Source organism: Mycobacteroides saopaulense (genome assembly GCF_001456355.1).
GTDB classification, from domain to species: Bacteria; Actinomycetota; Actinomycetes; order Mycobacteriales; family Mycobacteriaceae; genus Mycobacterium; species Mycobacterium saopaulense.
The window spans coordinates 4,077,514-4,102,320 of sequence record NZ_CP010271.1 but is presented as its reverse complement, the minus strand read 5'-3'; the positions used below and the strand labels follow the sequence as shown (position 1 = coordinate 4,102,320).

Annotated in this window: 22 protein-coding genes; 9 read left to right on the top strand and 13 right to left on the bottom strand. The window is 65.3% G+C overall.

Translation table 11 applies throughout. The annotated features are described in order from the left end of the window. Positions 1-74: 74 nt before the first annotated feature. The 4 genes from MYCSP_RS20450 to MYCSP_RS20435 all read right to left on the bottom strand — a co-directional run bounded on the left by MYCSP_RS20450 (position 75) and on the right by MYCSP_RS20435 (position 8,875). Positions 75-1,385 carry a pyridoxal phosphate-dependent aminotransferase gene (locus MYCSP_RS20450; protein WP_083019833.1) on the bottom strand — a complete coding sequence of 437 codons (1,311 nt, stop codon included), beginning with the start codon at positions 1,383-1,385 and terminating at the stop codon, positions 75-77. Positions 1,386-1,392: 7 nt separating this feature from the next. Beyond that, positions 1,393-4,416: a (Fe-S)-binding protein gene (locus tag MYCSP_RS20445; protein ID WP_083019803.1), complete on the bottom strand. Its 3,024-nt coding sequence runs from the start codon at positions 4,414-4,416 to the stop codon at positions 1,393-1,395. A 161-nt stretch (positions 4,417-4,577) separates the two neighbouring features. Continuing rightward, entirely contained in the window at positions 4,578-6,974 is a 2,397-nt protein-coding gene (gene iniR / locus MYCSP_RS20440; protein ID WP_162266276.1) for an isoniazid response ATPase/transcriptional regulator IniR, read from the bottom strand. Between the two features lie 74 nt (positions 6,975-7,048). Next, the gene (locus MYCSP_RS20435; RefSeq protein WP_088414933.1) at positions 7,049-8,875 is read right to left on the bottom strand and encodes an Hsp70 family protein; all 1,827 of its coding nucleotides are present in this window, start codon (positions 8,873-8,875) and stop codon (positions 7,049-7,051) included. 181 nt (positions 8,876-9,056) lie between these two features. Between MYCSP_RS20435 and MYCSP_RS20430 the strand changes: the two genes are divergently transcribed. Next, entirely contained in the window at positions 9,057-9,686 is a 630-nt protein-coding gene (locus tag MYCSP_RS20430; protein ID WP_083019649.1) for an Rv0340 family IniB-related protein, read from the top strand. A gap of 19 nt (positions 9,687-9,705) precedes the next feature. On the opposite strand, the gene MYCSP_RS20425 is transcribed toward MYCSP_RS20430, so the two are convergent. The 5 genes from MYCSP_RS20425 to MYCSP_RS20405 are packed head-to-tail and all read right to left on the bottom strand — an operon-like array spanning position 9,706 to position 13,040. Then, on the bottom strand, positions 9,706-10,131 hold the full coding sequence (locus tag MYCSP_RS20425) for a DoxX family protein (protein WP_070911949.1): 426 nt from the start codon (positions 10,129-10,131) through the stop codon (positions 9,706-9,708). Between the two features lie 50 nt (positions 10,132-10,181). Next, positions 10,182-11,105, bottom strand: a complete 924-nt coding sequence (locus tag MYCSP_RS20420) for a M56 family metallopeptidase (protein WP_083019651.1) — start codon at positions 11,103-11,105, stop codon at positions 10,182-10,184. Next, positions 11,102-11,464 (bottom strand): BlaI/MecI/CopY family transcriptional regulator, encoded by a 363-nt coding sequence (locus MYCSP_RS20415; RefSeq protein WP_083336091.1) that lies wholly within the window; start codon positions 11,462-11,464, stop codon positions 11,102-11,104. The genes MYCSP_RS20420 and MYCSP_RS20415 overlap by 4 nt, the downstream gene beginning before the upstream one ends. A 17-nt stretch (positions 11,465-11,481) precedes the next feature. After that, positions 11,482-12,354: a cytochrome c biogenesis CcdA family protein gene (locus MYCSP_RS20410; protein WP_083019653.1), complete on the bottom strand. Its 873-nt coding sequence runs from the start codon at positions 12,352-12,354 to the stop codon at positions 11,482-11,484. Then, a complete protein-coding gene (locus MYCSP_RS20405) occupies positions 12,351-13,040 on the bottom strand; it encodes a DsbA family protein (RefSeq protein ID WP_083019655.1) in 690 nt (229 codons plus the stop codon). The genes MYCSP_RS20410 and MYCSP_RS20405 overlap by 4 nt, the downstream gene beginning before the upstream one ends. Before the next feature lie 340 nt (positions 13,041-13,380). Between MYCSP_RS20405 and MYCSP_RS20400 the strand changes: the two genes are divergently transcribed. The 6 genes from MYCSP_RS20400 to MYCSP_RS20375 all read left to right on the top strand — a co-directional run bounded on the left by MYCSP_RS20400 (position 13,381) and on the right by MYCSP_RS20375 (position 20,648). Continuing rightward, a complete protein-coding gene (locus tag MYCSP_RS20400) occupies positions 13,381-15,366 on the top strand; it encodes an IniB N-terminal domain-containing protein (protein WP_088414931.1) in 1,986 nt (661 codons plus the stop codon). A 124-nt stretch (positions 15,367-15,490) separates the two neighbouring features. Next, positions 15,491-17,341, top strand: a complete 1,851-nt coding sequence (locus tag MYCSP_RS20395; protein WP_088414929.1) for a dynamin-like GTPase family protein — start codon at positions 15,491-15,493, stop codon at positions 17,339-17,341. Continuing rightward, a complete protein-coding gene (locus MYCSP_RS20390; RefSeq protein ID WP_083019661.1) occupies positions 17,338-18,831 on the top strand; it encodes a dynamin family protein in 1,494 nt (497 codons plus the stop codon). The genes MYCSP_RS20395 and MYCSP_RS20390 overlap by 4 nt, the downstream gene beginning before the upstream one ends. A 4-nt stretch (positions 18,832-18,835) precedes the next feature. Continuing rightward, complete coding sequence (locus MYCSP_RS20385; protein WP_083019663.1) at positions 18,836-19,492, top strand: hypothetical protein; 657 nt, start codon at positions 18,836-18,838, stop codon at positions 19,490-19,492. A 19-nt stretch (positions 19,493-19,511) separates the two neighbouring features. Then, a complete protein-coding gene (locus tag MYCSP_RS20380; protein ID WP_083019701.1) occupies positions 19,512-20,165 on the top strand; it encodes a hypothetical protein in 654 nt (217 codons plus the stop codon). A 78-nt stretch (positions 20,166-20,243) separates the two neighbouring features. Next, on the top strand, positions 20,244-20,648 hold the full coding sequence (locus tag MYCSP_RS20375) for a hypothetical protein (protein ID WP_083019665.1): 405 nt from the start codon (positions 20,244-20,246) through the stop codon (positions 20,646-20,648). Here the strand turns inward: MYCSP_RS20375 and MYCSP_RS20370 are convergent. Genes MYCSP_RS20370 through MYCSP_RS20360 form a run of 3 tightly spaced genes read right to left on the bottom strand, consistent with a single transcriptional unit; the run spans position 20,642 to position 22,605 of the window. Then, positions 20,642-21,121 carry a hypothetical protein gene (locus tag MYCSP_RS20370; RefSeq protein WP_083019667.1) on the bottom strand — a complete coding sequence of 160 codons (480 nt, stop codon included), beginning with the start codon at positions 21,119-21,121 and terminating at the stop codon, positions 20,642-20,644. The genes MYCSP_RS20375 and MYCSP_RS20370 overlap by 7 nt on opposite strands. Before the next feature lie 57 nt (positions 21,122-21,178). Then, positions 21,179-21,643, bottom strand: coding sequence for a hypothetical protein (locus MYCSP_RS20365; RefSeq protein ID WP_083019669.1), 465 nt, complete (start codon positions 21,641-21,643; stop codon positions 21,179-21,181). A gap of 26 nt (positions 21,644-21,669) precedes the next feature. Beyond that, positions 21,670-22,605 carry an LLM class F420-dependent oxidoreductase gene (locus tag MYCSP_RS20360; RefSeq protein ID WP_083019671.1) on the bottom strand — a complete coding sequence of 312 codons (936 nt, stop codon included), beginning with the start codon at positions 22,603-22,605 and terminating at the stop codon, positions 21,670-21,672. A 140-nt stretch (positions 22,606-22,745) separates the two neighbouring features. On the opposite strand from MYCSP_RS20360, the gene MYCSP_RS20355 reads away from it, so the two are divergent. Both MYCSP_RS20355 and MYCSP_RS20350 read left to right on the top strand, forming a co-directional pair. Next, on the top strand, positions 22,746-23,225 hold the full coding sequence (locus MYCSP_RS20355; RefSeq protein WP_088415691.1) for a TlpA family protein disulfide reductase: 480 nt from the start codon (positions 22,746-22,748) through the stop codon (positions 23,223-23,225). 1 nt (position 23,226) lies between these two features. Further along, positions 23,227-24,078 carry a cytochrome c biogenesis CcdA family protein gene (locus MYCSP_RS20350; RefSeq protein WP_083019675.1) on the top strand — a complete coding sequence of 284 codons (852 nt, stop codon included), beginning with the start codon at positions 23,227-23,229 and terminating at the stop codon, positions 24,076-24,078. Between the two features lies 1 nt (position 24,079). Here MYCSP_RS20350 and MYCSP_RS20345 read toward each other — a convergent pair whose 3' ends face one another. Further along, positions 24,080-24,499, bottom strand: coding sequence for a hypothetical protein (locus MYCSP_RS20345; RefSeq protein ID WP_133054163.1), 420 nt, complete (start codon positions 24,497-24,499; stop codon positions 24,080-24,082). Positions 24,500-24,807 lie beyond the last annotated feature (308 nt).

Sequence of the window (24,807 nt, the reverse complement as noted above, 5' to 3'; positions counted from 1 at the left end):
GCCGACACGCCGTGTAGTGGCGGTTCTGTCTCGCATATGGTCGCCACGAACGGGCGTGTCGGCGGGTGGTGGGCCTACTGGCGGTAGCTCGCCAGGAAGTTGCCCAGGCGTTCGATGGCGACCGCAAGGTCGCGGGCCCACGGCAACGTCACGATCCGAAGATGGTCGGGCTCGGGCCAATTGAAGCCGGTGCCCTGCGTCAGCAGGATCTTTTCGTTGAGCAATAGATCCAGGACCAGCTGGTCGTCATCGTGGATGTGGTGCACCTCGGGGTCCAGGCGCGGGAATGCGTAGAGCGCGCCCTGCGGCTTGACGCAGGAGACGCCGGGAATCTCGTTGAGCTTGGTCCAGGCCACATCGCGCTGTTCCAGCAGTCGGCCACCCGGGAGCACCAGATCATCGATGCTCTGATGTCCGCCGAGGGCGACCTGAATCGCATGCTGGGCAGGCACATTCGGGCACAGTCGCATGTTGGCCAGAAGGTTGACGCCCTCCAGCAGGCTGGCCGCGTGATCCTTGGGCCCGGTGATGGCCAGCCACGCCGACCGGTATCCGGCCACCCGGTACGCCTTGGATAGTCCGTTGAAAGTGAAACACAACAGATCCGGGGCCAGCGATGCCACGCTGATGTGCTCGGCGTCGTCGTAGAGGATCTTGTCGTAGATCTCGTCGGCCAACAGCAGCAGCTGATGCTTGCGGGCCAGTTCCACCATCTTCGTGAGGATTTCGCGGGTGTAGACCGCGCCGGTGGGGTTGTTCGGGTTGATGATGACGAGGGCCTTGGTGCGCTCGGTGATCTTGGATTCCAGATCCTCGATATCCGGCATCCAGCCGTTGGTCTCATCGCACATGTAATGCACCGCGGTGCCACCGGCCAACGAGGTGGCGGCGGTCCACAGCGGATAGTCAGGTGCCGGGATGAGCACCTGGTCGCCGTTGTCGAGCAGTGCCTGGGTGGTCATGGTGATGAGCTCGGATACCCCGTTGCCCAGGAAGACGTCGTCCACGTCCAGGTACGGGAAGCCGTCGACCAGCTCGTAGCGGGTGACCACCGCGCGTCGCGCGGGCAGGATGCCCTTGGAATCGGAATAGCCCTGCGCATAGGGGAGCGCCTGGATGATGTCGCGCATGATGACATCGGGCGCCTCGAAACCGAACGGCGCCGGGTTGCCGATGTTGAGTTTGAGGATGCGGTGCCCCTCGGCTTCCAGCCGGGCGGCGTGGGCGTGTACCGGACCCCTGATCTCGTACAGGACGTCTTGCAGCTTGGTGGACTGCGCAAAGACCCGCTGATGCTGCCGCGATGAGACGCCGGGCACGCGCGGGGGCACGTCAGTCGGCAAGTTATCGGTACTCACGGTCTCAATGGTGGCATTGCTGTCCAGCCAATATCTAATTTCGGCGGCCGGGACGGCGTGCTCCCGGGGCCATGCCCAGGCCCTTGACCGGGGGCTCCGGCGCCGCAGGCGCCTCTTCCTTCGCTGCGGGTGCGGGTGCAGCCGGTTCCGGTGCCGCGGCGGGCTGCTCGGGTTCCGGAGCTGCTTCCGGGGCAGGAGCGGCGGCAGCCGGGGGAGCTGCCTTCTTGGCGCCGGGGCGGCGCGCGCCGGTGGCAATGCCGAGACCCTTGACCGGGGGCTCTGGTGTGGCGGCAGCAGGAGCCGACGGCGTCTCCGGAGCGGCCGGTGCAGCAGTCTCAGGCTCTGCTGCCGCAGGGACGGGAGCCGATGCTGCCGGGGCGGCCTTCTTGGTGCCGGGTCGTTTGGCGCCGGACGCCATACCCAGGCCCTTGACGGGCGGCACGGGGGCAGCAGGAGCCGCTGGTGCCTCGGATGCCGTCTCGGTCGCCGGTGCCGCGGCAGCAGGGGCGGCCTTCTTGGCGCCGGGTCGTTTGGCCCCGGTGGCCATGCCCAAGCCCTTGACCGGTGCCGCCGGTGCGGAGGGTGCTGCCTCCGCCGTGCTGGGGGCGGCTGCGGGGGCGTCCGACTTCTTGGCGCCGGGTCGCTTAGCGCCAGTGGCCATGCCCAAGCCCTTGACGGGTGCGGCCGGGGCAGCGGCGGCTTCCGCCGAGCTGGCCGCAGGGGCCGCTGCTTTCTTGGCTCCCGGTCGCTTGGCGCCGGTGGCCATGCCCAGGCCCGACACCGGCTTCACTTCCGCAGTGGCGGTCTCGGGGGCTGCGGCCGTTTCGGTGATCGGCTCTTCTTCTTCGGCGACGACGGGTTCGGGTTCCGCTGCCTTTGTCGCCGCCTTTTCCGCAGCGGCCGCAGCAGCGGTGCCCTTGGCGGGCAACGCCTTCCGGACGTCGTCGGTACGGCCCACGGATTCAAGGAGAAGCTGCGCGACGTCGACGACCTCCACGGCGGCGGAGTCGTCGCGCGCGGTCACACCGTCGGTCAGCATCACGCGGCAGAACGGGCAGCCCGTGGCGATCTTGGAGGCCGGGGTGGCCAGGGCTTCGTCGACACGGTCGATGTTGATGCGCTTGCCCAGCTGCTCTTCCATCCACATGCGAGCGCCACCGGCGCCACAGCACATGGAACGCTCACCGTGCCTGGGCATTTCGGTGATCGCCGCACCCGAGGCCCCGATCAGCTCACGCGGCGCGGTGTACACCTTGTTGTGGCGGCCCAGGTAGCACGGATCGTGATAGGTGACGTCCTGCGAGACCGGGGCGACCGGGACCAGCTTCTTGTCGCGCACCAGGCGGTTGAGCAGCTGGGTGTGGTGCACCACCTGGTAGTCGCCGCCGACCTGCGGGTACTCGTTGCCGAGTGCATTGAAGCAGTGGGCACAGGTCACCACGATCTTGCGCTGCTTCTGCTCGACGCCCTCGAACACCGAATTGAGCAGCTCGATGTTCTGCATGGCCAGCTGCTGGAACAAGAATTCGTTGCCGGCGCGGCGGGCAGAGTCACCCGTGCAGGTCTCGTCGGCGCCAAGCACCAGGAACTTCGTTCCGGCCAGGGCCAGCAGCTCCGCCACGGCCTTGGTGGTCTTCTTGGCACGGTCCTCGTAGGCACCCGCGCAGCCAACCCAGAACAGGTACTCGAAGTCGGCGAAGCTGTCCACGTCTTGGCCGAACACCGGGACGTCGAAGTCGACTTCTTCGATCCAGTTGAGGCGGTCCTTGGCGTTCTGGCCCCACGGGTTGCCCTTGTTCTCCAGGTTCTTGAACAGGCCCGCAAGCTCGCCGGGGAACTCCGACTCGATGAGCACCTGGTATCGGCGCATGTCGATGATGTGGTCGACGTGCTCGATGTCGACGGGGCACTGCTCGACGCAGGCGCCGCAAGTGGTGCAGCTCCACAGCACCTCGTGATCGATCACGGCACCCTCGCCGCCGACGAGTTGGCGTTCGCCCTCGGCGGCCTGCGCCTCGCTCAGCTTGGACTTGTCCTCGCCGGCCAGGAGATAGGGGGCCTTGGCGTAGGTGTGGTCACGCAGCGAGGTGATGAGCAGCTTGGGTGACAGCGGCTTACCGGTGTTCCAGGCGGGGCACTGGCTCTGGCAGCGGCCGCACTCGGTACAGGTGGTGATGTCCAGCAGGTCTTTCCAGCTGAAGTCTTCGACCTTGCCGGCACCGAACGCGTCGACATCGGGGTCGGCGCTCTCCATCTCCAGCACCTTGCCGCCGGACATCATCGGCTTGGCCGCACCCAGCGCGACGGAGCCGTCGGCGTTGCGCTTGAAGTAGATGTTGAAGAAGGCCGCGAAACGGTGCCAGGCCACACCCCAGACCAGCTTGCGCCCGACCAGCAGCAGGAACAGGCCGCCGAAAAACATCACGGACAAAGAAAACGCCGAGACCATAAGCGGGCTCGCCGGCAGCAGCTTGGCTACTTGGCTGCTTACTGGGTCGGAGTACGGGTTGGTGTGGTGGTAAGTCGCGATCTTGGCGGACTTCACCAGCAGCATGCCCAGGCCTTCGCTGAGCACGACCATTTCGATTGTGTAAGCGGCGATGAAGTTGGAACCGCCGAAACGAGACAGGCGTTGGGGCTTGCGGGGGTGGTTCAGCTGGCGAATGACTATCAAAGTGACGATGCCGACAATGGTGCCGACGCCGAGAAATTCGATCCAGAGTTCCCAGGCGAAGGATGCGCCGAAAAATGGCCAGTGAAATTCCGGGTTGAAGGTCTGGCCGTAGGACTCGAAGTAGTGCAGGAAGCCGCCGAGGAAGCCGACCATCACCAGCCAGTGGGCCCAGCCCACGGTGCGAAACTTGTTCATCCGGGTGTGCGCGACGACCTCGACGATGACGGTCTTGACGCGTGGGACGATCGGGCGCCAGCGGGTGCCGTCTGGCTGACCGGACAGGATGACGCGGAGCATTTTCACGACGCCGCTACCGAATGAGCCCCAGGCAATCAGGCTGTAGGTGACGCCGATGATTCCGAGAATGATCGTCGCGGTACTCACGGTGGTGCTGACCTCCCGGTCCCGAGAAGTTACTCGTCAGTAACAAGAGTAATGTTACTCGCGGGTAACTTGTGCCAGATGCGAGGTCATCGTCGCATTGCCAGGGTCGAAAGTCCTAGTCAGGCTTACCTAACCCGCCAATCGGGTGAGCTTTCTCGCACTTATGAGGCCAAGATCGCCCGCAACATCGAGAACATGTCGGACCGCGATTCGGCGCCGAGGCGACGACGAATACGCGCGACGTGATGCTCCACGGTCTTGGCCGAAATGAACAGCTGCGCACCGATATCGCGATAGGGAAGCCCACGTAACAGCAGCTCGGCGACCTCGCGTTCGCGATCGGACAGACGCGTGGATGCCGGTGCATGTGCCGCCGCGGGCGACTGGGTCTTGCCGCCGTCGTCCTCCGTTGTGGTGGACGGGGCCCGCAGATCGCGGGCCAGTGCGAGCATTGCGGCGGCCACCTTCGGGTCGTTTGCGTGCAGGGCGGCCTGGCTGGCCAAGCGGGTGGCATCCCAGCCCAGGCCGGTGTCGGCCAGCATCCGTGCGGCGCCGTCCACCTCCGCCCCGTCCACCTGATTGGCGAGCACCCGCAGCCAGGTGCGCCCGGCGGTCGCCAGGGTGCGGGCGTAGGGGCTGGGTCCCGCGGCCGCGGCGAGCGCCTGCCCGTGCGGGGCGAGGTTCTCCGGCGCATTGGTCAGGATCGCGGCATGGACGCCCGCCCACCGCAGCGGTGCCGCCCAGGAGATCGGATCGCCGAGCTGCGCCAGCACCGCGAAGGCGCGGTCCAGGTGGTGCGTCATGGCATCCAGGGTGCGCAGCCGTGCGGCAGCCACCCACAGCTCGCCGACCGGGAGCAGCGTGTAGAGATCGATCGAGTACGCCGACAGCGCGTCCATGGCGGCCTGCCAATGCTGGCGCAGGGGACCGGTGTCTCCATGGCGCCGTGCGATGCCGGTGCGCAGCGACTCGGCGAACAGGCGGTCGCGCCGGGACAGGTCGGCATCGGCCACCGGCAGCCACTGCTCGGCTCCGGTCAGGTCGCCGGACAACATGGCGATCCAGGCCACCAGCAGCCGGTGTCGTACGCCGAACACGTCGTGCGGTCGATCGGCGCGGATCGCATCGGTGAGAATGCTGCGGGCGCGCGCGGTGTCACCGTTGTGCAGCATGGCCAACGCCGCCAGGGCGACGGTGCTATCGGGGGCGAACGCCGACGCGGAGGGCTGCTGGGTGACTGCCTGTCCCAGGAGTGACAACGCCTCTTGGCTGCGGCCCTCAACGGACGCGATGACACCCATGGCGGCATTGCGCAGGGCGGTAGCCGCCGTGGTAGGCGGGGCTCCTGCACTGTCTTCCAAGGACTTTCGTGCATTTGCCAGCTGGCCGGTACCGACGAATACAGGCGCCGCGGCCAGAGCGGTCGAGCCGTCCATATCCGAACCCAACCAGCCGTACAACGCGGCGGCCTGGCCGGAGTCACCGTTGTGACAGGCGATAGCCGCCGCGATGCGTACGGCAGCGGCCCGATGGGCCGGGTCGGCAGAGGTCAGCACCTCATCGGCCTGTGCGGCGGCAGCGGCCAGGTCGCCCGTGCGAGCTAGGGATTCGGCCAGCGGCACCCGAAGCGGGCCAGGCTCGGCGCCCGCGGCCAGCGCGGCCCGGTACAGGTCGACCGCCCCAAGCGGATCGGATTCGGTTGCCGCCCAATCTGATAGCAGCCCGGCGATCTCTTGATCTCGTAATCCATGTGCCACCAGGGCCAAGGCCAAATCGGCAGACACCGAGCCGGCCTGAAGTTGCGTGCGCAGCAGGGAGCGCTCAAGATCGAGATGCCGGGCCGCTCCCAGCAGGCGGGCGGCGCAACCATGCACCCTTGCCGCGAATGCGGTCTGGCCTGGGCCGGGAACAAGTCCGCTCGCCAATGCCTCGTCGACCAGCTCTTCTGCATCGGAAAGAGACAGTGCCGTAGCGATATCCGATGCGCCGATGCCCGCATCCAGTGACATCAACAGGGCGGTCGACAGTGTCGGTGGGGACAACCGGCGCAGCCGGTCATCGATGCGGGAATCGATGGCGCGCAAGGCGGATTCGAGTGGATCGGTCTCGCCCAGATGATCGACGGCCGTAGCGACCAGTGCAAGGTTTCCGCCGGTGGCGGCGGCGATCTCGTCGGCGTGGCCGGCTGCGTACGGGGACAGCCGGGCGATATCGCCAGCGTTGACGGGATGCAGTGTGATCGAGGGTGATTCGCGTTCCAATGCCTGAAAAAGGGCGCGCAGAGCCGGATTGCGTCGGGGCGTCGCGGCCACCACGACGACGGCCGCCGGATCGCTCTCCACCACCATGCGCACCATGTCGAGCTGGCGGGCGGTCAGCGATTCGGCATCGTCGATGACGAACGGGCCGGAGCGCCCGGCGGACAGCTGCTCGGGAACGTGGTTGACGGGCAGCGAGCCGGCATTGCTCAACGTTTCGCGAACGCCGGTCAATACCGATGTCTTGCCGCTGCCCGCCGTGCCGCTGACGAGTACCTTGACGGCGCCGCCCGCGGCCAACCTCTGGCTGATAGTCGTTATCGCCGAGGCGATTCCGTCGAACGTCCCGGAGAGTCCGTTGTCGCGAGCGGCGTTCAGTTGCGCGGACCGATCGGGATCGGGGGCAATCCCGGGATCGTGATCGCCGGGCGCGAGGTGGACGTCGAGGCGGGCTGGGTCGTCGTGGTCGTCGGCTGGGTGGTGGTCGTCGTCGGCGGTGTCGTGGTGGTCGTAGTCGTTGTTGTGGTCGTGGTGGTTGTTGTTGTCGTCGGCGGTGTTGTCGTCGTTGTTGTGGTCGTGGTCGGCGGCGGAGGGGGTGGCGGCTCCGGGGACGGCGGTGGCGGCTGCACCGACTGCGTCACTGTGTGGGTCTGCGGCGGCGGTGGGGGTTCGGGCGACGGCGGTGGCTCGGTCGGCGCGTCGCCCGTGCTCGGCACCACGTTGACACTCGGCGTCGTAGTGGCCGGGGCCGGTGATTCACTGCTGGTCAGCGAGACCATCATGCCGGTGAAGGCGATACCGGCGACGGCTGCCGCGGCGATGAACCACACCAGGGGTCGCCGATACCAGGGCAGCGGTGGGTAGTCGTCGTAGTCGTCTTCGGCCGCGTACGGATCGTGACTGAACTGGAGGTCGGGGCGGGCGGTGGTGGCTTCGGTGGGGCCTTGATACTCGTCGTCCAGGTCGACGGTGTATCCGCTCTGGTATCCCGTTTCCTGCAGAGGAGCCAGGTCCGGGGCTGAATCATCTTGAGACCAAGCCAATTCCGGCTCGTCATTGGCGGCAGCGGCCACCGGAGCGGCAAAGGTCCCGGTGCCCGTCGGCGCCGGGCGCATCATGGTGGCATCGCCCCGCGGTTGCTCGACCGGTCGCATCGCAGTGGCGTCCTGTGGTGGTAGGTCTGGCCGGGTGGCGAGCAGCGCCACGCCACGGGCTGCCGCCAGTTGCGGCTGCGGCCCGGTGATGACAGGAACCCGCATCCGCTCGGAAAGCTGTTGGGTGACAAGCGGAATGCTTGCCCCGCCGCCCACGGAGGCGACCGCGGCGATGTGCGCCGGATGAATTCCGTTGCGCTCCACGGTGTCCTGAATGGCGTTGATCAGCTTGGACAACGGTGCACGCAGGTGGTCTTCGAGCTCGGTGCGGGTGAGCCGGACGTCCGAGGCTATGCCGGGTAGCTGCACCGGTACCGAGGTCGTGGTTTCTCCGGAGAGCCGTTCCTTGGCCAGACGGCACTGATCGCGCAGCCTGGTCAGCGCGCCTACCGAGGTGGTGCCCTCCGGGTCCTGGTTCAGATCGGTGAGCACCTGCGTCAGCAGCATCTGGTCGATCTGTTGGCCGGAGAACTCGACGAATCGGACAGTCTGGCCGATCTGCTGGAACCCGCGGGCGGCATCGGCCAGTGTGATGCTGCTGCCCGAGCCGCCGAGATCGCACACCACCACGACGCCGCGATCGGGGGTCCCCGGTCCCGCGGCCAACGACTCCAGGGCGGCGCGCGTATCGGGGATCAGCTTCAACTGTCTGCCGCCCGGAGCAAGGGCGGGTACACGGTCTATGGCGTCCCGCAGGGTGCTGATGGTCTGCGGGCTCCAGTGCGCGGGGACCGAGGCGGACAGGACGGGCGGTGCGGTGAAGTTCGCGGTGGACGCGGCGTCGGCGATCAGCACGCGCATCGCCTCGGTCAGTGCCCACTCAGCGCGGTGCACCGATCCGTCCGCTGCCACGATGCCCACCGGGTCCCCGACTCGGCCGACGAACCCGGTGAGCGTCAACCCGGGGTGGCTGGGCAGCCCGACCTCGGGCGGACCGTCCTCATGCAGGGTCAGAATCGAGCTGCGCACGACGGGTTGGCTCTGTGGATCGTCGGGTGTCGCCACCAGTTGAGTGGCGCCGATCGACAGTCCCAGTGCGTTGGCCATACCTATCCGTTCGTTCTGCGGTGCCGTGACGTTTCACCCCGCAGCCCAACAGTAGGGGATGACGGTCGTCACACCCCCTAATGAGGAGACATCCCCTAACGTGCGTCCCCCAATGGGGTACCGATGGGCAACGGGTCGCTCCCCGTAGCAGGAGGAACAGGCGGCTCCTACCATCGCAGACATGGGCAATAACTTGTTGGATTTCGTCATGGCGCTGGTCCGTGACCAGGATATGGCCGCGCAGTACGCGGCCAATCCCGAGCAAGTCATTGCCGACGCACATCTGGACGGGGTTCAACCGGCAGATGTTTCCGCGCTGATCCCGGTGGTCAGCGAGTCGATCCCGACGGCCCTGGGCGCACAGGCATCGCAGCTCGCCGCCAACCCGGCCGCAGGTGATCTGACGCAGGCATTGCATACGGCGCTTCCGGCCGACAACATTTGGGCCACCGGCGCCGCGACTCGTGCCTTCGAGGCGTTCGACTCACCGTTCACCGCGCCGACGCACGACCCGAGCCTGGACGCGGGCCTGCACACCGCGACCAACGCGGTCTCGGATCTGGGGGCGCGTCAGGACGCGATCACCCTCCCCGATCAGTTCGGTCCGTCGGCGGATAGCGCGGTTTCGGCGATCGATCAGTTCCAGGCGCCGCTGCAGACCCCCGATGCCGGGTTCGAGCCCGGGCACTTCATCGCAGATGCGGCCACGTCAGGATCTGTCGATTCCGGCCTGCAGGATCCGTTCTTCGATCACGGCGATCTGGGGCATCACCCGGGAATCGACCACGATCCCGGACTCGACCAGTTCTAGCGACGACTAGGTCGCCGGTTCACCGCTGAGTGCGACGAGCGAGCAGCCGGTCCACGGATAGTCGCGCGTCATCGGCGGTCAGCGCCAGCAGCAGGAACCCCCAGCAGAAGGTCGCCGCGAAGGCCCCGCCGTTTTGCATGGGCTCCCAATGCACCGGCAGGTGTTCGAAGAAGTACGCGTAGGCCATCATTCCGGCCGCCAGGACCGCCGACACTCGGGTCCACAGTCCCACCGTCACCATGACGCCCAATACCAGCTCGAACACGCCGGCCCACCAGTACGGCCAGGTGAGGAACGGCTCGGGGTGTCCGGAACCGGTGGGGGATCCGCTCCACCAGCCAAAGATCTTCTGGGTTCCCTCAAGCAAGAAGATGACCCCGAACACGAGGCGGGCGCCCGTGGGAATGACCCATCGCGCTATCTGCCCGGCGCGCTGAACGTTCATGAGCTCTCCCTGATATGCGGTCGACGAATGTGGTGTGGCGCCGCTGGGTGTCAGAACGTGCAGTACACCCGGAACAGCGCCACCAGCGCGGCGCCTACGAGAGTTGTGGGAAGCAACGCGAAGCCGAGCATCAGTCGGCCCCGCGATATCGGTGTGTGGGTGCTGGCTCCCTGTGCCTGTAGCCAGATGAGCCGCACCGCCACCGATTCGCCGGACATGTTCAGGGCGCCCCGCACGGCCACACCCGACTTGCTCATCGCCAGGAGTGCGGCGTGCACGGTGCGCGGCCCGTGCGCCCGTGCCGCCGCATCGTCGGCCGCCAGCTCGACCATCAGCCTCACCATTTCTGGTGCACGGCGCATCAACGGCAGCATCGGAAGTGCTTTCGCTGCGATATCGGCACACAGCACGGCCACATGGTGCCGGCCGCGGATGTGCGCCAATTCGTGCTCGAGCACTGCTGCGCACTGCTGTTCGCCGAGGCGGCGGATGCCATGAGTGGCCACCACCGCTCCTCGAGCGCCACCGAGGCTGTAGGCGATCGGCCGGGGATCGTCGATCCAATGGACGTGCCCGGAGCGACATGCCGCCGCACCCAGCATCCAGAAGTGGCGGGCGCGGTGCCGGCGCGCGGAGCGCAGGCTCCGAATCGCAACGACCGCGATCCGAGTCAGGATGGTCAGCGGCAGCAGCGAGATCCCAAGCTGGACAAGGGTTCCAAAGGATGAGTGCGGGATGCTTCCGCTCAGGCACCCGCCCACCAGCGTCCTGACACCGCTGGTGTCCAGTACGTGAGGAAAGAGCAGCATTGTCGCGGACAACGCCGTCAGTACGAGGAAGGCCATCAAGGCTCCGAGCCAGGCCGCCAGCGCGGCGGCGGGTAGCAGCGAGGGGCGCACGGCCGGTCGCAGACATGCCGGTCCTGCGACAGCGATGAGGGCTGCACTTGTCATCAACACCAAAGCGACGGTCATGTCAGTCCACCTCGTCGGAGGATTCTGCGCAGCACCGTGGATTCCTCCGGGGAGGCAGGGCCGGCGAAATGCAAGAGCACCCCTTCGGCATCGCCACTGGCGGCCAACACTTCCCGGACCATGCGCGCCGCCGCGGCCTCGCGTGTCTCAGCGGCGCGATAGCGGAACGCCCGCCCCACCTTCTCGCGCGTGACGTGACCTTTGTTGTGCAGGTTGTCTAGGACCGTCATGACCGTCGTGTATGCCAAGGGGCGGTCCAGCCGATCCAGGACGTCGCGGACAGTCACCGGCTCCGCTACGGACCACAGCACCTCCATGATCGTCGATTCCCGCTCGCCGAGGCCGAACATGTCACGCACGAGCCGTCTCCTTCCGTCTAGGCGCGCTCATCGGTGTCCTCTCTGGGTCTGTCACTTGTGCCGCTTGTCGCGTCGGTGCGGTGACGCAGCAGACGCACCAGGACTACTGCGAATGCGGCACAGGCGATCACGAGTGCCACTGCCGCGTTCGGCAGGCCGGAGGTGAGATCTTGCAGCCGCGCCTGGATATCGAACTGAGTATCGCTGCCGGTGATCCCGCCCAGTGTGGCTGTCCCGTCGGTGGCGACGAAAAATGCCCCGATCACGATGAACATCGCGCCGGAGACGAGATTGGTGGAATGGGTTCGGAAGCGTCCGATCCGGATCTCGCGTCCCCGGATCCAGCGTCGGTCAGACAGCCCCAATCGCCCCCAGGCGTACGCCAGGACGAATAGGGGTGCCGCCATTCCCAATGAATACAGCGACATGAGCAGGGCGCCATAGATCGGGCTGGAGCCGATGGCGGCCACCGTCAGCACGCTCCCGAGTATCGGCCCGGAGCAGAATCCCGCGAGCGCGTACACGGTGCCGAGCATCAGAACAGACAGGCCCGAGGACAGATCGAGGCGAGCTGCCGCGCGCGCTGCGGGGCCGACGCGGAAGCCGAATCCGGCGATGATCGCCACACCGAGCACGATCATCAACAGGCCTCCCGCCGTCGTCACCTGGGAGCGGTATTCGGTAAGCAGCGCGCCGATCGCGCCTACGCCCGCGCCCAGCGGCACCAGCACCGTCAGCATGCCCAGGTAGAACAGCGCGGTCCTGCGCAGGAGTAGTCCGGTCCGGTCGAAGGAGTATGCGAAGAACGACGGTAGGAGCATCGCCGAGCATGGGCTGACCAACGTCAGAACCCCACCGAGTAGGGCGCCGAGGACTCCGACGTCGATCACCGTTGAGCCTGCTCGATGACCGACACGAAGACGTCCAATGGCTGCGCACCGACCACGGGCTTGTCGTTGATCACGAACACGGGCGTGGAGGCCGCACCGATCGCGACGGCCTCCTGAATGTCTTGTTGTACAGCAGGCAGTAGCCGATCGCTCGCGACTGCTGCCTGGAAGCGGGCCAGGTCCGGGACTCCGGCTTCACGAGCCCGCTCAAGGAGGATTTCGTCGGTCAGCTCGGCATGACCGCGATCCGGTGCATGCCGGTATACAGCACGGTTGAACTCCCAGAACCGGCCTTGTTCGGCCGCTGCTCGACCCGCCTTGGCGGCTTGCACCGACTGTCCGCCGAAGATCGGGAGATCACGCCATTCGATCCGCAGTTTCCCGGTGTCGACATACCGCTCGATGAGTCGAGGTTCGGTGTCCCGGCTGAATTTGGCGCAGAAGGGGCAGCGGTAATCCGAATAGATGACCAGTACGACCGGCGCATCGACGGGGCCCAGGGCCATTGGATCGTCTATGCGCAGCCGGGCCAGGCTGTTGGGGTGTGTGGTGGCCGCGGGTGAGTCGATCGAGGCGGTGCTTCGGCTGCTGTGATCGAAGAACAGGTACGCGGCCAGCACGATGATCACCACGCCCAAGATCGCGGCGATCCAGGTATCACGTTGACGGTTCACGCTTCGCAGCACGGTTTCTCTCTCTCAAATTACTATCCAACTTAGTAAGTAACTACTAGGAAAGATAGTAGATAAATTACTAAGACGGATAGTATTTATGTCGTTATCGCTGCTCAGGGCGTTGTAGTCGCCTATTTTTGGCCGCGGAAAGTAGGCGATCATGCGGTGACGGGTGTCTGCGGCCCCGCCCCTAGTGCCCCCCTAATCCCCTAATGGGGATGGTTGGGAACCCCCGTAGGGGATCGGCTGAGAGGGGGAAGTTTTCCCGTTTTCAGGGCTCTTGCAGGTTCGTAGGTTTGTATTCAGTTCGACCGGACAGAACCGGTTGACTCCGATTACTCAAGGAGACCCCATGTCCATCATCGACTTCATCCTGAACTTGTTCCGCGACCCGGTGCAGGCCGCAAACTATGTCGCTGACCCGCAGGCCTCACTGGCCAACGCTGGGCTCTCGGCGGTCACCGCCGCCCAGGTCGGCGCGGTCATGCCGGTCGTTGCCGAGTCGGTCGCCTCCAACTACGGCTACCAGTCGCAGTGGGTCAATACCGGCAATCCGATTCACGATCTGTCGGGCAACCTGCAGAACTACTACGGTGCACAGCCTGATGGTCCGAGCATCCTGTCGCCCTCGCTGTTGAGCCCCCGGGACAACGACTTCATGAGCCACAACGACACGGACTTTGCAAGCCACAACCCGATCGCGAGTGGCAACCAGCTGATGAGCCCCAGCGGGAACGTCGACAGCTTCAATCGCGGTCCGCTGCTGGACCTGAGCTTTGGTGATATCCAGTTCGGTAACCGTGACACCACGGCCATTGGTGATGGCGCCGTGGCCGTGGGCGGCAGCAACTCCGGTCCCATTGCTTCCGGTAAGGGTTCCACCGCTGTCAACGGTGATGTGCGCGATAGCAACATCATCAATGCGGACCACGGCAGCAATGTCGGTGTGGACCAGAGCCAAACTCGGGTTGGTGGCGACTACACCAACGTCAGTGGGCACGGCTCTGCCGACATCGACAAGAGCGTGACCGTCGTCGATGACCACTCGCAGCGCAACACCACCAATATCAACGATTCGTTCAACACCGACCGCTCGACGAACATCGGCTCGGGTAACACCACCAACACCGAAATCGCTTCGCACAACCAGGCGAATATCGGTACCGCGACGAGCGGAGCCGGTTCGGCCGCTGTGGGTGGTAATGCTGGTTTGGCGGGTAACGCTGGTTTGGCGGGCAATGCTGGTTTGGCGGGTAACGCTGGTTTGGCGGGCAATGCTGGTTTGGCGGGTAACGCTGGTTTGGCGGGTAACGCTGGTTTGGCGGGCAATGCTGGTTTGGCGGCCAACGCTGGTTTGGCAGGTAACGCCGCAGTTGCAGGTAACGCCGCGGTCGTGAGCAACGCAGCGGTCGCGGGTAATGCTGCGGTCGGTGGTGGTGTGAACGCCGGTGCCGGTCTCGGTGGTGCCGTTGGTGCTGGTTCCCATGTGGGTGGTGCCATTAGTGAGTCACTGGGCGGCTCGGGATCTGTGGCGGGTAATGCTGCAGTCGGTGGTGGTGTGAACGCCGGTGCCGGTCTCGGTGGTGCCGTTGGTGCTGGTTCCCATGTGGGTGGTGCCATTAGTGAGTCACTGGGCGGCTCGGGATCTGTGGCGGGTAATGCTGCGGTCGGTGGTGGTGTGAACGCCGGTGCCGGTCTCGGTGGTGCCATTGGCGCTGGTTCTCACGTGGGTGGTGGCGTGAGTGGTGGTTCGCATGTGGGTGGTGCCATCAATGAGTCGTTGGGTGGTTCGGGTTCTGTTGGCGGCGGCACTGCGGTTGGCGGCGGTGCTCACACCGGTGTTGGTGTGGGTGGTGGCGTCAGTGGTGGTTCGCATGTGGGTGGTGCCATCAATGAGTCGTTGGGTGGTTCGGGTTCTGTTGGCGGCGGCACTGCGGTTGGCGGCGGTGCTCACACCGGTGTTGGTGTGGGTGGTGGCGTCAGTGGTGGTTCGCATGTGGGTGGTGCCATCAATGAGTCGTTGGGTGGTTCGGGTTCTGTTGGCGGCAGCACAGCGGTCGGCGCCGGCACCCACTCCAGTGCCATCAATGAGTCGTTGGGTGGCTCGGGTTCTGTTGGCGGCAGCACAGCGGTCGGCGCCGGCACCCATTCCAGCGCCATCAACGAGTCGATGAACAGCTCGCTCAATGCCTCGCACAGCTCCTCGATGAACGAGTCGTTTGGCTCCTCGCTGGGGTCGCATGGTGCGGCTGGTACCGGATTCGAAGCTCAGGGACAGGCCCAGAGTCACGCATCCGCGACCGACCACACCACCCTGCCGGGCGCCGAGCACCACTAGCACCCGGACGGATGCCCCGCACCAGACAACGGTGCGGGGCATCCGCATGGAAGGTTGTCCGACCGTGCTGATCTAGAGAAATGGCACAGTATGAGGAACTTCGAGCGAGAAGGGTTACCGGACCTTGTCTGACACCGCACAAGACAGCCAGCAACAGCTTGCGCTCATCAGCGAGCTGCTTGGGCATGTGCGCAAGATCGCGGGCGAAAACGATCGGGGCGACCTGATCGACCGCCTGGACCGTGTGGACCGGCTTCTCGTGGACCGTCCCCTTCGCGTAGTGGTGGCAGGTCAGCTCAAGCAGGGCAAGAGCCAGCTGGTGAATTCGCTGCTCAACATGCCGGTGGCGAGGGTGGGCGATGACGAAACCACTTCGGTGACAACCGTAATCAGTTATGGCGAGCAGCCGTCGGCGGCACTGGTGGTGGCCCCGGTCGAGCAATACGACGGCGGAGGACTCGCGGGAGAACCTGAGATCATTCCGATCCCGGTGGCCGACATCGGCAAGGACCTCAAACGGGCTCCGCAGGCCCAGGGGCGCGAGGTACTCCGAGTCGAGGTCACGGTGGCCAGCCCGATGCTCAAAAGCGGCCTGTGTCTTGTGGATACCCCAGGGGTTGGTGGTTTCGGGCAACCGCATCTATCGAGCACGCTCGGTCTTCTTCCAGATGCCGACGTCCTGCTCATGGTGAGCGACCTGAGCTCCGAATTCACCGAACCCGAATTGGTTTTCATCCAGCAGGCACTGGATCTGTGCCCCGTTGCGGCGATCGTCAACACCAAGACCGACCTGTACCCGCACTGGCGTGCTGTGGTGGCTGCCAACTCCGCTCATCTGCAGCGTGCCGGAGTCACCGTCCCCGCTATCACGGTGTCCTCGACATTGCGTTCGCACGCGCTGCAGCTCAATGACAAGGAGCTCAACGCCGAATCCAATTTTCCTGCGTTGGTGACGTTTCTGAGCAATGCCATCGCCGATCAGCAGGCCAACTCGCGGCAGCAGGCGATCGCTGAGATCGGTTCGGCATCAGAGCACCTCACCCTCACGCTGGAGGCCGAGCTGAGTGCTCTACAGGACCCGCAGAGCCGTGACGAGCTCACCTCGGACCTGGAGCGGCGCAAGCGCGAAGCCGAGGAAGCGCTCGCTCACACCGCGTTATGGCAGCAGGTCCTTGGCGATGGCATCACCGACATCTCCACCGATGTCGAGCATGACCTGCAATCGCGATTCCGGCGCATCTTGCAACGCACCGAAGAGGTCATCGACCGCACTGACCCCACCAAGAACTGGGCCGAGGTCGGGGCAAAACTTGAACAGGCCGTGGCCAACTCGGTGGGAAACAACTTCGTCTGGGCGCATCAACGGGCGATGCACCTGGCCGCACAGGTGGCCGAAACCTTCGCGACCGACGGCCTGGATTCGGTCAAGATGCCCCGGCTGCGGGCCAGCGAGATGGGCGCCGACCTGAGCGACCTGAAATCGCTGTCAAAACTGGAGGCCAAGCCGATCAAATTGGGGCACAAGGCAATCACCGGGCTGCGCGGGTCCTATGGCGGCGTCATCATGTTCGGCATGCTGACCTCCGTGGCCGGGCTCGGCATGTTCAATCTGATCTCGCTGGGCGCCGGCGCGGTGCTGGGTAAGAAGACCTACAACGAGGACATGGAGAATCGGATGCTGCGCATCCGGGGTGAGGCCAAGACCAACGTGCGCCGGTTCCTTGACGACGTGTCCTTCGTCGTCCTCAAGGAATCGCGTGACAGGCTGCGGCTGGTGCAGCGGCAGCTGCGCGATCATTTCCGCGAGATCGCCAACCAGACCACCCGCTCTCTCAACGAGTCGCTGCAGGCCGCTATCGCGTCGGCGCGGTTAGAGGCAGAGGACCGTGATTCGCGGACCAATGCGGTTGAGCGCCAGTTGCATATCCTTCGCCAGGTCAACGCCCATGTCGAGGGGTTGCAGCCGACCACATGAGCAGCATCGATCAGACCCGTGCCCTCATCGGCGACGCCCTGCGTGCCTACCAGAGCGATCCGCGGTACCTGCGCGTCGCCGAGCCACACGACGAATTGCGGCGCATCGCCGCCAGGCTCGACGAGCCCATCCGGGTGGCCATCGCCGGAACCCTCAACGCCGGTAAATCCACATTGGTCAATGCGCTTGTCGGCGAAGACATAGCACCCACGGATGCCACCGAGGCAACGCGGATCGTCGCCTGGTTTCGCCATGGCGCAGCCCCGCAGGTCACGGCCAATCTCTTCAGCGGTGTGCGCCAGGATATTCCGATCCGGCGCGACGGAGGACTTTCCTTCGAGCTTGACCGTCTCGATCCGGCATCGGTGGCTGATCTCGATGTCCATTGGCCCGCGCCGGAATTGAATGAGATCACGCTCATCGACACGCCCGGAACCTCGTCGTTGTCCACCGAGGTCTCTGAACGCAGCCTGGCACTGCTCGTACCGGAAGATGGTGTGCCCCGGGTCGATGCGGTGATATTTCTCTTGCGCAGCCTGAATGCCGCCGATATCGGGCTGCTCACCCAGATCGGCAAGCTTGTGGGCGGCGAGCGCGGCGGAGCTGTCGGAGTGGTTGGCGTGGTGTCGCGTGCCGACGAGATTGGCGTCGGCAGGCTCGATGCGATGTTGTCCGCACGTGAGGTGGCCGCTCGGTTCGCGGGGGAGATGGAGCGCACAGGGATCTGCCAGGCCGTCGTTCCCGTCGCGGGACTGCTGGCGCTCACCGCACGCACCTTGCGGCAGGCAGAATTCGTCGCGCTGCAGAAACTCGCCGAACTGGATCCGCAGGTGTTGGCCAAGGCCCTGTTGTCGGTGGACAGATTTGTGCGAGAAGACGACTCGCTGCCGGTCGACGCGCAGACCAGGGCCGCGCTGCTGCACCGGTTCGGGATGTTCGGTATCCGGATCGCGGTGACGGTCATCCGGGTGGGCGTCACCGACGCCACCGGGCTGGCCGAGGAACTTCTGGAACGCAGCGGACTGGTGGAACTGCACAACATCATCGCCAACCAGTTCGGTCAACGTGCCGGCATCCTCAAATCGCACACCGCACTACTTTCGGCTCGAAAGGTGCTGACCAGCTACCCGGTCCGGGGAGGGCGCCGGGTCATCGACGAGATCGACCCACTGCTCGCCGACACACACGCCTTCGATGAGCTGAGGCTGCTGGCCGAGCTGTCCTCGCGAACCACCACGCTCACCGAACACGAGACCGTACTGATCCGCAGGTTGTTGGGGGCCTGGGGCACGGATGCCGCTGCACGTTTGGGTTTGGACGAGACGCGTCCAGATGCGCGCCGGGCCGCGCTCGATGCGGTGGGACGCTGGCGGGCGCGGGCCGAGTATCCGCTCAACGATCCGTTCACCAGTCGGGTGTGTTTGGCAGCGGTCCGCAGCGCAGAAGGAATACTCACCCAATTGTCTCTGTACGACCGCCCGGCATACTGAGCAGATGATGATGCGCCTGTTCGTCGCGACCCTTGCCCTGGCGGCTGGATTCAGTACTGCGACGGCCGCGGCCGAACCCACTCCCAATCCGGCGGGGCCCGCGCCCAAGCCCGTTCCCGCCAGTGTGTGGATCAATCCCGGTGAGATTCCGATGAACGGTGATTACCACTGGTCAGCGGCCAACCCCACGGTGTCCGGCCGGGCGGCCTTCCTCAGCATGCGGCTGTGTGGCAACCCACCGGCGGACGTGTTGCCACCGGCGTCGGCCATCGCCACGCAGACCGCGCCGGGTACCGCGGCCTCTGTCGTACAGGCGGCGGGGCAGTGGCCAGAAGGGGCCGCCGGTGGCGCCTCGGCATTCCAGAGCGCTATCCGTTCTCAGCTCAACTACTGCCCGGGCGTCGGCGAGGTGATCAGCGTCGACCTGCGCCCCGCGCCATCCTGGTACGGCTTTGCGGCGACCTTGCTGGTGGGCAAGGAGCGCGACAACCCCACCAGCGAAGTGCACATCTACAACGTGGTCCCGCCGGAATCGGGCACCGTTTCCGAACTAGCGGTCACCGTGCCCCGCACGGGTACTGAGCCCTCGCCGTGGAAGCCCGTCGACGACGCGACGGTCCTGCGCGCGTTGGCTCAGCCGCTGTGCAAGGGCTCTTGCTAGCGAGGAATTCCCGGTGATGATGCAGGGGTGGCTGCGGGCGGGTTCGGTGATCATCGCGATCGCCTGCCTAGGCGGTGCGGCATCGGCCGCCGCGGAACCGAAATCGCTGCCCGACACCGTCTGGATCAATCCACGCGACGTTCCCATGGACCACGTGTCCCATTGGGTTGCGTTGTCGCGCAATGCAATCCCGGTGGATCGTCCAGGCTTCTGGTCGGCCAATCTTTGCTTCTCGCTGGGGGAGAGTCTGCCGCAGTCGCCCGAATCCGCTTCTTCGACAGTGAGTTCCGAAGAGTCCGGGTGGACTGCGGTGGAGGTGATCGCGCACTGGCCCGGTGACACCGGGGTTACCGATCAATATGCCTCGACCGTGTATCGGTCACTACGTGCGCGGTTGGACCACTGCTTCAACGCCGTCGGAGCGCAGGTCAGCGTGACCGACCTGGCCAACGGGCATACCGCCACCGTGACGCTGCCGGCGCAAGGCGGCAAGCAGCCCCAGTACCGGTTGTTCGTGGTGGAGCCGCCCGGCACCGGGACGGTGGCCGAACTGACCGTGACAAACGCTGTTACCGGGGCTGCGGGCGCACCGTGGATGGACGTCGACGACCAGCAGGTTCTGCGCAGCGTGGCGGCGCCGATCTGCCGGACCGCCAAGAGCACCGCCTGCTGAAATTCGGTGCGCGATTTGTGCCGGTGCAGATGCCGAATCACCACCATTGCGTGCCCTTGACGGCGTAGCGTCCGAGACATGCACGGACGCGGAGTCCTTTCAGGCGTATGCGGTATCGCCACGATCATTGCGATGGCCGTCTTGTTGACCCCGGTGTCGATTCAAGTCGAAACGGGCGGCACGACCGAGACGGTGACATGCGGCATGCCCGTCGGCCCGCGGCTGTCCCGGAGCGCGGAGTTGGACAAGATCAGTTCTGCGGGCAGCCAGTCGACCAACTACCACGACCAGTGCGCCGCCAAGCTCGATACCCGGCGCGTGTGGGCCATCCCGATCGGCGTGCTGTCCTTCGTGATCGCGCTATGCGCGGCGGGCCACCTGTGGAAGGAAAACTCCCCCAGCAGCTCCGGACAGGCGCATCACGGCCTGTCCGGACCGCCGGGCGGAATTTCTGGTCCGCCGGGGATGCGGATGGCTCACTGACCCCCGACAGGCACCTGGATGTTGCCGCCGCCGGGAATTGGGACGACTACTGACCGACCGGTCGTGGTGGTCGGCTGGGTTGTCGTGGTCGTCGGCTGAGTCGTGGTGGTGGTCGGCTCAGTCGTCGTAGTTGTCGTGGTGGTGGTCGGCTCGGTCGTCGTGGTTTCCTGACTGGTCGGCGACTCGGAGACCGTTTGAGTCTCCGTCACCGTCGAGTCGCCCCCGTTGTTGCCACCGTGACCGCCATGGCCCTCGTGGCCGCCGCCGGAACCCGCGGGCGTCGAGCTGGTGGTCGAGGAGACGGATGACGTGCTGCCTGCCGGGGCCGGTTTGTCGCTGCTGGTGATCACCAGCGCGGCGATCACGGCGACGACCGCCACGCCCGCGCCCGCCAGCGCGATGAGCACCGCTGGCTGCTTGTACCAAGGATTGGGCTGGTCGGTCCCCTGGTCGTGGTACTGCTCGTTGTACATCGTCGGGTCTTCTGGCGGCTCCGGGTAAGACATGGTGCGGAGCGTAACCCAACTTCCTTAAAGCCCGGGGATTTGCGGGATCTGTGGAATCGGCGGGATTGGGGGGATGGGCGGTATCGGCGGAATGGCCGGCGGGGAGGGAATCGGTGGTATCTCGTACCGATAGGTGGGCGAGGTCGGCGTCTCGTAGTAGGTGGGTTCGGATGTCTGCGCGGGTGCTACCGATTCCGACGAAGGCTCGGTGGTGGGGGCGGTTGTGGGCGACTCCGAGGGCGACGGTGCCGGTTCGGTCGGGGACGTGGTGCTCGAAACCGGTGGTGTCGTCAGCGGTGTGTTGTCGTTGACGACGCGTTTGTCCGTGGACAACACGATGGTCATGAGCACCGCGACGATGGCGATGATGGCAGCGATGGTGCCCACGATTGCCGGCCCGGTTCGGTACCAGGGCGTGAGTTTCTCGCTCTCCTCGATCATCTCCGAGAAGTAGCTCTCATCCTCGGGCGCGTTGGGTGTCTGGCTCATCAGGGCAGGAGCCTAACCGAAGAATGTCAGCCGAACTGGGGGATTACGGTCGATGCGAAGAACTCCAGGTGATCCAGATCCCGCATATCGAGCAGTTGGACGTAGACGCGTTGGACACCGGCGTCGACGTAGGCACTCAGCTTTTCCACGACAGCGTCGGGAGTGCCTGCCAGCGGGCTGTTCTCGGTGATCTCGTCCACCTCGCGACGTGCGTTCGCCGCGCGGCGCGCGATATCGACATCGGTGTCGCCGACGCACACCGCGAAGGCAGCCGAATAGATCATCGAATCCGCCGGACGTCCTGCGGCTTCGACGGCTTGTGCCACGCGCGCATACCGGTCGGTGATGATGTCGACGGGTTGGAACGGCAGGTTGAACTCGGCGGCGAACCGGGCAGCGAGAGCCGGGGTGCGCTTGAGTCCGAGCCCGCCGATGAGGATGGGCGGATGCGGCTCCTGCACAGGTTTGGGTAGCCCGGGAGAGTCGGTCACCGTGTAGTGCTGGCCCGCATAGGAGTAGGTGTCGCCGGTGGGTGTGGTCCACAGGCCGGTGAGGATGTCGAGCTGTTCTTCGAGACGGTCGAACCGTTCACCCAACGACGGGAAGGGAATCGCGTACGCCTCGTGCTCCTCGCTGAACCATCCCGCGCCAAGCCCGAAATCAACCCTGCCGCTGCTCATTTCGTCGACCTGGGCGACGGTGATCGCCAGGGGCCCCGGATGGCGGAAGGTGGCCGAGGTGACCAGCGTGCCGAGCCGGATCGCGGTGGTCTCTCGCGCGATGGCGCCGAGCGTCACCCAGGCATCGGTGGGTCCCGGTAGTCCGTCAGCGCCGCCCATGGCCAGGTAGTGGTCGGACCGGAAGAATGCGGAGAACCCCAGTTCCTCGGCTGCTTGCGCCACCCGTAGCTGGTCGGAGTAGGTGGCGCCCTGTTGTGGTTCGACGAATACCCGGAAGTCCATGACCGCCAGCGTACGTAAGGCCGCACACCCGGGCTCGGGTGACTTGTGCGGATGGCTACGGTGAGTGGACACGATATGCGTGAGTTGACGGATATGCGGCGAAACGAGGGAAAGTGAAATCACGCGTTGCGGTTTCGGTCATGGCGGTGTTGGCCCTGACTCTTGGCGTGGGGCTGGCCGGTTGCTCCGGCACGGATGACAAGGAGACCGCGTCCGCGCAGTCGTCCCGGCTGTTGAACTTCACCGCCAAGACCATCGACGGAGCCGACTTCGCGGGCAGCAGCCTTGCGGGGAGGAAGGCGGTGCTGTGGTTCTGGGCGCCGTGGTGCCCGACCTGTCAGAAGGAAGCCCCGGATCTACAAAAGGCGGCCACCGAGCATCCGGAGGTCACCTTCGTGGGGGTGGCCGCACAAGATCAGGTGCCCGCGATGCGCGACTTCGTCAGCAAGTACGGCCTCACCTTCACCCAGCTGGCAGACACCGACGCCAAGGTATGGGCGTTGTATGACGTCACCCACCAGCCGGCGTTCGCGTTCCTGGGGTCCGAGGGAAAGGCTGAGGTGGTCAAGAGCCCATTGTCGGGGCAAGAGCTCGACAACAAGATCGGGCAATTGCACTGACGTGATCGATTCCGCAGCACTCACTTTCGCGCTGGGGGCGGGGCTGGTGGCCGCGCTTAATCCCTGTGGATTCGCTTTTCTTCCCGGCTATCTCGGGCTGGTGATCGCCGGAAGCGATGGCACGGCGTCCAGGCTGACCGCGGTCGCGAGGGCCGCCACCGCCACTGTGGCCATGGCCGCCGGGTTCCTGACGGTGTTCGGGGTGTTCGGACTGGTGATCTCTCCGGTGGTCGCCTCGGCGGGCCGGTACATGCCCTTCGCGACCGTGGTGATCGGCATAGCACTTGTCGCGCTGTCGATCTGGTTGCTGTCGGGTCGCGACCTCGCGGTGGTGCTGCCCCGGGTTTCCGGTGGTGCACCAACCTCGTCGCTGTTGTCGATGTACGGCTACGGGCTCACCTACGCGGTGGCGTCGCTGTCCTGCACGGTCGGGCCGTTCTTGGCGGTCATCAGTACCACCTTCAAGCAGGGATCCATCGTCTCGGGTGTGGTGGCCTTCATCGCCTATGGGGCGGGCATGGCGGTAACCGTGGGAGTCGCGGCGCTGGCCGTTGCGCTGTTGGGCAATTCCGTGCAGGCGACCATGCGCAAGGTTCTGCCCTATGTGGGCCGCATCGCCGGGGTGATCGTGTTGCTCACCGGTCTGTACGTCACCTATTACGGCTACTACGAGATCAGGCTGAATTTCGGGGACGGCAGCGCCGACGATCCGTTGATCAATACGGCGAGCGCAGTGCAGACCTGGCTGGTGAGCGTGGTGGATGCCACCGGCGTATGGCCGCTGATCGGCGGTATCGCGGTCATCGTGATCGTCGCGGCGGCGAGTTCCTATGCCGTCCGCAGACGGCGCTGAGTTATCGGCTGGCCGGCGGAGGTGGGCAGTGGTTGCTTTGTTGCAATTGGCTGACCAGGCTCGTCAGTGTGTCTTGCTGGGCGGACGCCTGGTCGAGATCCTGCTCCTGCGAGGCGGACATGGGGTGCCAGGTCCCGTCCTCATCGGACACGGTGACTAGTTGGTATTGATTCTGCAGGTCGTTGATCGTGCTGGTCAGATTGCGCAACGGAACGTCAAGAGCACTGATGCGGGCGTTAGCGTTCACCTGGTTCATGTAGCTCACGCCGTGAGTGAGTTGCGTGATGTCGTACCTTCTGAGGCCGCGAGGCTGAAGGCCCGCACCGATGTCATCGTTAAGGCTTTCGGCGATCTGCCCTAGTGCTGCGCACACGGGCTGGGATGGCACGGGGTCATCAGCCCACGCGATCGGTGTCAGCACACCCCCTGCGATACCAGCCAAGATGACAGAAGCCGCGACAGTCCGTCGGGAAACCATGGCCCGCCTTTCACTGGAACATTTGTTCTCTCACCGAATCAAGCTAGCGAGGAATTCTGGGAACGAACTGAGGATCGCCACGCTCGCCTGTTTCGGAGTCGAGGCTGGCACCGCACAGACATTTCACGAGGACCCACCTGCACCGATGTGTCGTGGACGCCGGTGAGTGGGTACCGGGAACAAATATCGGCGGCGGACCGTTGAGCAGTATGTTGAACTTGAGTCACATTGGCTCAACTATGGCTTGACGA

What these genes read in the sequence shown, in the direction of transcription:
- MYCSP_RS20430 (WP_083019649.1), top strand. Translation starts at nt 9,057, where the DNA reads ATGGGCAATAACTTGTTGGATTTCGTCATGGCGCTGGTCCGTGACCAG.
- MYCSP_RS20370 (WP_083019667.1), bottom strand. Translation starts at nt 21,121, where the DNA reads ATGTACAACGAGCAGTACCACGACCAGGGGACCGACCAGCCCAATCCT.
- MYCSP_RS20380 (WP_083019701.1), top strand. Translation starts at nt 19,512, where the DNA reads ATGCAGGGGTGGCTGCGGGCGGGTTCGGTGATCATCGCGATCGCCTGC.
- MYCSP_RS20375 (WP_083019665.1), top strand. Translation starts at nt 20,244, where the DNA reads ATGCACGGACGCGGAGTCCTTTCAGGCGTATGCGGTATCGCCACGATC.
- MYCSP_RS20365 (WP_083019669.1), bottom strand. Translation starts at nt 21,643, where the DNA reads ATGAGCCAGACACCCAACGCGCCCGAGGATGAGAGCTACTTCTCGGAG.
- MYCSP_RS20385 (WP_083019663.1), top strand. Translation starts at nt 18,836, where the DNA reads ATGATGATGCGCCTGTTCGTCGCGACCCTTGCCCTGGCGGCTGGATTC.
- MYCSP_RS20435 (WP_088414933.1), bottom strand. Translation starts at nt 8,875, where the DNA reads ATGGCCAACGCACTGGGACTGTCGATCGGCGCCACTCAACTGGTGGCG.
- MYCSP_RS20390 (WP_083019661.1), top strand. Translation starts at nt 17,338, where the DNA reads ATGAGCAGCATCGATCAGACCCGTGCCCTCATCGGCGACGCCCTGCGT.
- MYCSP_RS20400 (WP_088414931.1), top strand. Translation starts at nt 13,381, where the DNA reads ATGTCCATCATCGACTTCATCCTGAACTTGTTCCGCGACCCGGTGCAG.
- MYCSP_RS20425 (WP_070911949.1), bottom strand. Translation starts at nt 10,131, where the DNA reads ATGAACGTTCAGCGCGCCGGGCAGATAGCGCGATGGGTCATTCCCACG.
- MYCSP_RS20420 (WP_083019651.1), bottom strand. Translation starts at nt 11,105, where the DNA reads ATGACCGTCGCTTTGGTGTTGATGACAAGTGCAGCCCTCATCGCTGTC.
- MYCSP_RS20360 (WP_083019671.1), bottom strand. Translation starts at nt 22,605, where the DNA reads ATGGACTTCCGGGTATTCGTCGAACCACAACAGGGCGCCACCTACTCC.
- MYCSP_RS20355 (WP_088415691.1), top strand. Translation starts at nt 22,746, where the DNA reads ATGGCGGTGTTGGCCCTGACTCTTGGCGTGGGGCTGGCCGGTTGCTCC.